The following is a 6,712-nucleotide window of genomic DNA, read 5'->3' as shown; positions in this document are numbered from 1 at the left end:
GTCGGGGGGTGGGTGGGATTCCGCACGGCGTGGGAGTGGAAGCTCTGCGAAGGTCGGGACGTTCTTGATCCCGGGTGCGCCACCGCGCGCACCCGACGACACCGACGCAGAAGGAGAGGTCATGGCCGACCGCAACGCCACGACTAGCTGGACCGGCGACCTGGGCTCGGGTTCGGGCCTCGTCACCCTGGACTCCTCGAACGCGGGGCAGTTCCCCGTGTCGTTCGCGACCCGCGCCGAAGACCCGGCCGGGCAGACCAGCCCCGAGGAGCTCATCGCCGCCGCGCACTCGTCCTGCTTCAGCATGCAGCTGTCCGGGTTGCTCGGCGAAGCCGGCCTCACCCCGGAACGGATCGACACCAGCGCCGAGGTCACCCTCGGCAAGTCCGGCGGCGGCTTCGCCATCACCGGCATCGCGCTGACCGTGCAGGCGACCGTGCCCGGCGCCGACGACGCCACCTTCCAGCAGGCCGCGCAGAAGGCCAAGGAGATCTGCCCGGTCTCCGCCGCCCTGACCGGCACCACCATCACCCTGGAAGCCACCCTGTCCTGACGTTCCCCGGGAGCAACGGCCCGTTCGACCGGTGGGACCGGGCGGACGGGCCGTTCACGTGAGGGGCGGCGGCCCGGCGGCTGAGGGGGAACCCGGCGACCCGGGCGCTGCGGAGCCGCACGGCGACCGGTCACTCCGGAAGCCCAGGACGCCGGTCGCTCCGGGATCGCCCGGCACCCCGGTGGCGTCCGGAACCCGCGGCAGACCGGCCACTCCGGACGACCGCATCGGACGGAACGGACGATCCGCCCGCGGACCGCTCCGGACGGACCAGCCGACTGCTCCGGCCGCGCGAGCGCGACGGGCCGCGGGCGGGGCAGGATCGGGACGCGGTCCGATTCAGGGAGGCGGCCATCGGCGTCGACGTGGTGCTCGCCGTGCTCGGCGCGGCGCTGCTGCACGCCACCTGGAACGCCCTCGCGCACGGCATGGACGACCGGCTCGCCGGATTCACCCTCATGTCGCTGGTCTACGCCGCGATCGGCGGTGCCGCCGCCCTGGTCACCGGGTTCCCCACGGCCGCCGCGTGGCCGTACGTGCTCGCCTCCGCCGCGGCGCACGTGCTCTACCAGGTGGGGCTGATGCTCAGCTACCGCCTCGGCCAGTTCGGCCAGGTCTACCCGCTCGCGCGCGGCACCGCGCCGTGGGTGGTGGCGCTGACCTCCGCCGCGCTGCTCGGACAGCGGATCTCGGTGCCCGAGCTCGCCGGGGTGCTGGTGATCTCGGCCGGGCTGACCAGCCTGGTGCTCGTCGGCGGGCGGCCCACCGCCGCGCGGTTCCCGGCGCTGGCCGCCGCGTTCGGCACCGGGCTGGTGATCGCGCTCTACACCGTGCTCGACGGCGTCGGCGTGCACCGGACCGACGTGCTCACCTACGCCGCCTGGCTGTTCCTGCTGCAAGGGCTCGCGCTGCCACCGCTGGCGCTGGCGGTGCGCGGCCGGGCGCTGCCCGCCCAGCTGCGGTCCGCACCCGGCGGCGCGCTGCTCGGCGGGGTGCTGTCGCTGGCCGCCTACGGCATCGTGCTGTGGGCGCAGACCCGCGGCGCGCTCGCGCCCATCGCCGCGCTGCGCGAGACCAGCATCGTGTTCGGCGCGCTGATCGGGGCGGTGCTGTTCCGCGAACGCCTCGGCCGGGGGCGCGTGCTCGCGAGCGCCGTCGTGCTCGCCGGGATCGTGCTGCTCAACCTGCCCTGACCGCGACCGGGCGCCGCGCCGCCGCGGTGAGGACCGCGACGAGCCGGGCGCGGAACCCGCGCACCGCCGCCTCCGCCGCCGGCGTCCCGGGGAAGCGGGCGCGCAGGAACAACCCGTCGTCGGTGCGCGAGACCCACAGCTGCACGTCGTCGGCCACCGTCTCGCTGCTGATGTGCCGCGGCCGCGACTCCGGGAACTCCAGCGACACCGGCATCGCCCGGTAGTCCACGTAGGACAGCATGAAGATGTCGCGGCGCACCCGCCGGTAGTCCTCGGCGACCGCGGCCAGCACGTTCGGCAGCGGCACCCCCAGCGTGCCCAACGCCTCCCGGAACGCGACCTTCGCGTGCGTGTGGGTCTCCGCGAACCGGCCCTCCACCACGTTGAACGCGATCGGCGCGTTCGTGGTGAACCAGCCGACCGCGTGCCGCCACCGCGGTTCGTGGCGGGTGTGCAGCGGGACGAGCAGCCCGATCCGGTCCGCGGCGCCCAGCTCGCGCAGCGCCAGCCCGGCGGCGGCCAGCAGCCCGGTGAAGGCGCTGCCCGCCGCCGACCGGCAGGCCGCGTCGAACGCGTCCGCGCACTCGGCGTCCAGCAGCCGGCCCGTCGTCGAACGCTGCGGCACCGGCTCGCCCGGCCGCACCCCGAGCTCCAGCGGGAAGCCGGGCGTCGTGCCACCGCGCTCCAGCAGGAAATCCCGCCAGTAGGTCACCGCCGGATGTTCGACCTCGGGGACGGGCGGTGCGTCCAGCACCTCCGGGCCGGGCGCGTCCCACTCCGGCCCGGGTGCGGTGCGCACCGCGTCGACCCGGGCCGCGGTGACCGCCGCGTGCTCCGCCGCGCAGTGGTCCACGAAGTCGCCGACCGCGGGCAGCGCCGCCTCCTCGCCGCGGACCGCGGCGCGGTGCAGCACCTGGACCTCGTGCGCGACCACCGCCATCGACTGGGCGTCCGCGCAGGAGTGGTCGAACGCGGCGAACGCGGTCATCCCCCGCTCGTGCCGGATCGCGCCCAGCAGGAACGGCGGCCACCGCAGCGGGTGGCACTGCTCGGCGAACCGCCGCGCCAGGTGCGCGCGCACCGCCGCCGAGCTCGGGAACGCACCCGCCTCGCGGCGCCGCAGCGCCAGCGCATCGGGGGCGAGCACCGCGCGGTGGAACTCACCGCCGTGCTCGGCGAACCGGCTCAGCAACCCGGGATGCCGCCGGACCCAGCGCCCGAACGCCACCTCCAGCGCCGCGGTGTCGGGCTCCCCCGGCAGGTCGAACGCGACGGCCAGCCACTGCGGCGCCCCGCCCGCCCGGGCCCCGTCCAGGTGGAAGCGCTGGTTCAGCGAGGGCGGCACCTCGCTGGGCGCGAACTCGTGGCCCGGCAACGGGAACGCGGTCCACTCCACGACCTCGCCGGACGGCGGGTCGAACGCGCTGGTCGTCGTGACGTGCACCGCCGATCACTCCACGGCCGCGAGCGACGCGGCGCCGCGGAACTCGTGGTCGCCCTCGGCGAGGACCCGGTGCAGCACGGCCTGCACGCGGTCCAGGTAGCGGGCCACGTTCTCCGCCGCGACCGGGGTGTCCGGGTAGCTGGCCTTCAAGTAGGTCAGCCCGCGCAACCGGTTGATCCACATCGGCACGTCGAAACCCTCCCCCGGACCGCTGAGCACCTGCGCGCCCGCCGCCTCCCACAGTTCGGAGCCGCGGACGCGGCGCAGGTCGATGAACGACACGATCGGCAGCACGGTGCGCGCGTCCTCCTGCAGCCGCAGCCGCGACCCCAGCATCTCCACCAACTTCACCACCGGCACGCCCGCGATCGCACGGGCCCGGACGAACGCCTCGTCGGCGGCGGCGAGCACTTCGCCGAAGGTGCGCAGCCCGGCCAGCGAGAAGTGCAGCGGCACCAGGTTCACGAACCAGCCCTGCGCGGCGGCCCACCGCGGCTCGTCGCGGGTCTGCACCGGAGTCAGCGTGCGGTACGACTCCGTGCCCGCCAGCTCGGCGGCGGCGATCGCGAGCGCCGCGAAGACCCCGGCCGGGAAGCTGCCGCGGTGCTCCCGGCAGCGCTTGCCGAACGCGGTGGCCTGCTCGGCGTCGAACAGCTCGCGCTCGGTGAGCAATTTCCCGCGCGGTTCGTCGCCGAGCCCCAGCGGCAGCGGGAACGACGGCGGCCTGCTGCCGCCCTCCAGCCAGAACTCGCTCCAGGTCCGCACCGCCGCGGCCTGCTCCTCGGCACCGATCTCGCGGCCGCGCTCCAGCGCGGCGAAGTCGGCGTGGTCGCCGACCTCCGGCAGCCCGGCCGGTTCGCCCGTGATCTGCTCCCAGTAGAGGCGGCGCAGCTCGTCGAACACCAGGAAGATCGAGTAGCCGTCGGTGTGCGCGTGGTCGACGGCGAAGAACACGGTGGAGGATTCCGGCCGCAGCACCGCGCCGAGCACGAACGGCGGCCAGCTCAGCGCGCTGGTGGCGGTGGCGAACCGGTGCAGCAGGTGGTCCCGGATGTCGGCACCGCTGCCGTACTCGCCGACCTCGACGGGCGCGAACGCCACGTCCGCGGCGTCCAGCGCGCAGCGGCGCAGCTCGTCGCCGGTGTTCTCGAACCAGGTCAGCAAGGTGGCGTGCCTGCGCACCCAGCGCTGCCAGGCACCGGCCATCGCCACCGGGTCCAGCTCACCCGGCAGGTCGAACGCGGTGGCCAGCCACGGCGAGTGCACCGCGCCCGCGGCGTCGTTGGCCAGCGCACGGCGGAGGTGGTTCTCCTGGAACGAGGACGGTGGCGCCGGATGCTCCCGGGCCTCGCCCAACGAGTCCGAAGTGGACTCCGTCGGGTGCCATTCGACGAGCCTGCCCGGAGCGGGCTCGTACTCGCGGAGTGCGGTCATCCTCATGGGCGAGTTCCCTTCAGCACCACGTCGTGGTCCGGCCCGGCGCGCCGCGAACCGGCACCGACCGGCGTGCGCACGCCGGACCCTACTTGATCATGGAGTTCGACGTCCGTCCACAGTGGCGCGAACTCGGGCAGCAGCTCCGGGTCCGCCGCCGAGGCCGCCGCGCGCACCAGGTACCGGATCCGCTCGACGTACTCGCGCACCGCGGCATCCGTCCGCGCCGCACCGGGGAACCTGCTCGTCACGTAGATCCCCTCCTCGCTGCGCATCACCCAGAGGTAGACCTCGTCGGCGGAGCTGGCCGGCGCGTGCAGCGCCCGCGCCTTCGACTCGGCCCAGCACCGCGCCCCCGGGCTGGAGCGCAAGTCCATGTAGGACACCACGAACCGCGGTGGCAGCTCGACGCCCAGCAGCTCCGCCACCTTCGGCACGGGCACCGTCGACAGCGGCTTCGCCCGCCGCAGCGCCGCCCCGGCCCCCGGCAGCAGGTCCAGCAGGTCCATGCCGTCCGGCACCCCGGCGGCACCCGCGGCGACCACCCCCACCGGCAGCGGCAACGCCACCGGGGCGAGGCCGACGAACCAGCCCAGCGACCGCGCCCACCGGCGGGCGGACCTGGTGTGCAGCAGCAGCAACGCGCGGAACTGCTCCGGCGCGTCGGGGGCGCCCGGCCGGGCCGCGGCCAGCGCCAGCGCCGCCAGCGCCCCGGAGAACGCGCTGCCCCCGTTGCGGCGGCACGCCACCTCGAAGGCGGTGGCGCCGTCCGCGTCCACCAGCCACTCGCAGAGGCCGTGCTGGCGCGACCTCGGCTCGGCGGACGGCGCGCCCGCGGGCAGCGGGAACCCGGGCGGCGCACCGCCGCAGTCGGCGAGGAACTCGGCCCACCGCTCGACCGGTTCGTCGGAGCGCTCGAAACCGTCGGTGTACTCCCGCTCCCGGGCGCAGAAGTCGACGTAGCTGCCGACCTCCTCCGCGGCGGGCAGGTCGGCGGGGCGACCGGCGCGGGCGGCGAGGTAGAGCTCGCGGACCTCCTGCAGCACCAGCAGGATCGAGTAGCCGTCCACGTTGCCGTGGTCGAACGCGAGGCACACCGTGCACGAGTCGGCGCGGGTGACGGTCGCGAACACGTACGAGGGCCAGCTCGTCGGGTCGGTGCGCGCGTTGAACAGCTCGCGCAACGCGTCGGAGATCTCCGCCGGTTCCCGGAAGGTACCCAGCCCGTCGCGGGAGATCACCGATCGACCGGGGGCCCAGGTGCGGCGCCGGACCTCGCCGCCGTCCGAGCGCAGGGCGCTGCGCAGGGTCTCGTGCCGGTCGACCCACCGCAGCAGCGCCGCGCGCCAGGCCGGCTCGTCCAGCGGGCCGTCCAGGTCGAAGCCGATCGCCAGCCAGCTCGGGTCGCTCGCCGCGCCCCGCTCGGCCCGGGCCCGCACGTGGGCCTGCTGCAGGTGCGACGGCGGGCGGGGGTCGGGCACGGGTTCCGCCCCTTCCGCGGGGGACACGCTCCACTGCGCCGCCTCGCCCGGCCGGACGCTGTAGTCCGCGATCTCCGTGAATCTCATGCCACCCAATCAGGTTGCCGATACCGCGCCCCGCTCGCGTCGGGTCGTCGCACTGGACCATTCCGATGCGCGGAGAGGTCATGATGCCGCAAGGCGACCGGAATGGGTTTCGGGGCCCCACCGGTCCAGCGCGCTAGGGCGGCCATTCAAAACCGGGGAACTGCGCGACCGCAAGACCCCGATGCGCGAGGAGAACGTTTCCGCAGCGCAGGGCGTCCGTAATTCACGTCCACGGGGCAGGATCGGGACGCGGCACGACCGATTCAGGAACGTTTCTCACGAATGCTGATATTTGTTCGAGTCGTGAAAACTTTCCGGCCAGATGCGAGTTTCATCGCCCTTGCCGCACGATTCACCGCGCACTCGCATCACTGCACCACGCGAATCGACGCCCCCCGGAAAGCGAACGTGGGGGGGGGGGGGCGGGGCGGCCCCCCCCCCCGCCCGGCACCAGTGCTGGTCAGAGTGGTTCGCCGGGTGTTCGCGGACTGCGCCGTCCCGGCGCGGTGCGTCACCGGAT

Annotated in this window: 5 protein-coding genes; 2 read left to right on the top strand and 3 right to left on the bottom strand. The window is 74.6% G+C overall.

Translation table 11 applies throughout. The features are described 5' to 3' along the window. Positions 1-121 precede the first annotated feature (121 nt). Entirely contained in the window at positions 122-553 is a 432-nt protein-coding gene (locus tag LCD31_RS27715) for an OsmC family protein (RefSeq protein ID WP_224962952.1), read from the top strand. Between the two features lie 365 nt (positions 554-918). Beyond that, complete coding sequence (locus LCD31_RS27710) at positions 919-1,746, top strand: DMT family transporter (protein WP_224962950.1); 828 nt, start codon at positions 919-921, stop codon at positions 1,744-1,746. Here LCD31_RS27710 and LCD31_RS27705 read toward each other — a convergent pair. The 3 genes from LCD31_RS27705 to LCD31_RS27695 are packed head-to-tail and all read right to left on the bottom strand — an operon-like array spanning position 1,733 to position 6,192. Next, on the bottom strand, positions 1,733-3,190 hold the full coding sequence (locus LCD31_RS27705) for a hypothetical protein (RefSeq protein ID WP_224962948.1): 1,458 nt from the start codon (positions 3,188-3,190) through the stop codon (positions 1,733-1,735). The genes LCD31_RS27710 and LCD31_RS27705 overlap by 14 nt on opposite strands. A 6-nt stretch (positions 3,191-3,196) precedes the next feature. Continuing rightward, positions 3,197-4,630 carry a condensation domain-containing protein gene (locus LCD31_RS27700; RefSeq protein ID WP_224962946.1) on the bottom strand — a complete coding sequence of 478 codons (1,434 nt, stop codon included), beginning with the start codon at positions 4,628-4,630 and terminating at the stop codon, positions 3,197-3,199. Further along, a complete protein-coding gene (locus LCD31_RS27695) occupies positions 4,627-6,192 on the bottom strand; it encodes a hypothetical protein (protein ID WP_224962944.1) in 1,566 nt (521 codons plus the stop codon). The genes LCD31_RS27700 and LCD31_RS27695 overlap by 4 nt, the downstream gene beginning before the upstream one ends. Between the last annotated feature and the right edge of the window lie 520 nt (positions 6,193-6,712).

The sequence above is a fragment of the Saccharopolyspora sp. 6M genome, from assembly GCF_020176775.1.
GTDB classification, from domain to species: domain Bacteria; phylum Actinomycetota; class Actinomycetes; order Mycobacteriales; family Pseudonocardiaceae; genus Saccharopolyspora_C; species Saccharopolyspora_C gregorii.
This window is presented reverse-complemented; position numbering and strand designations above follow the sequence as displayed.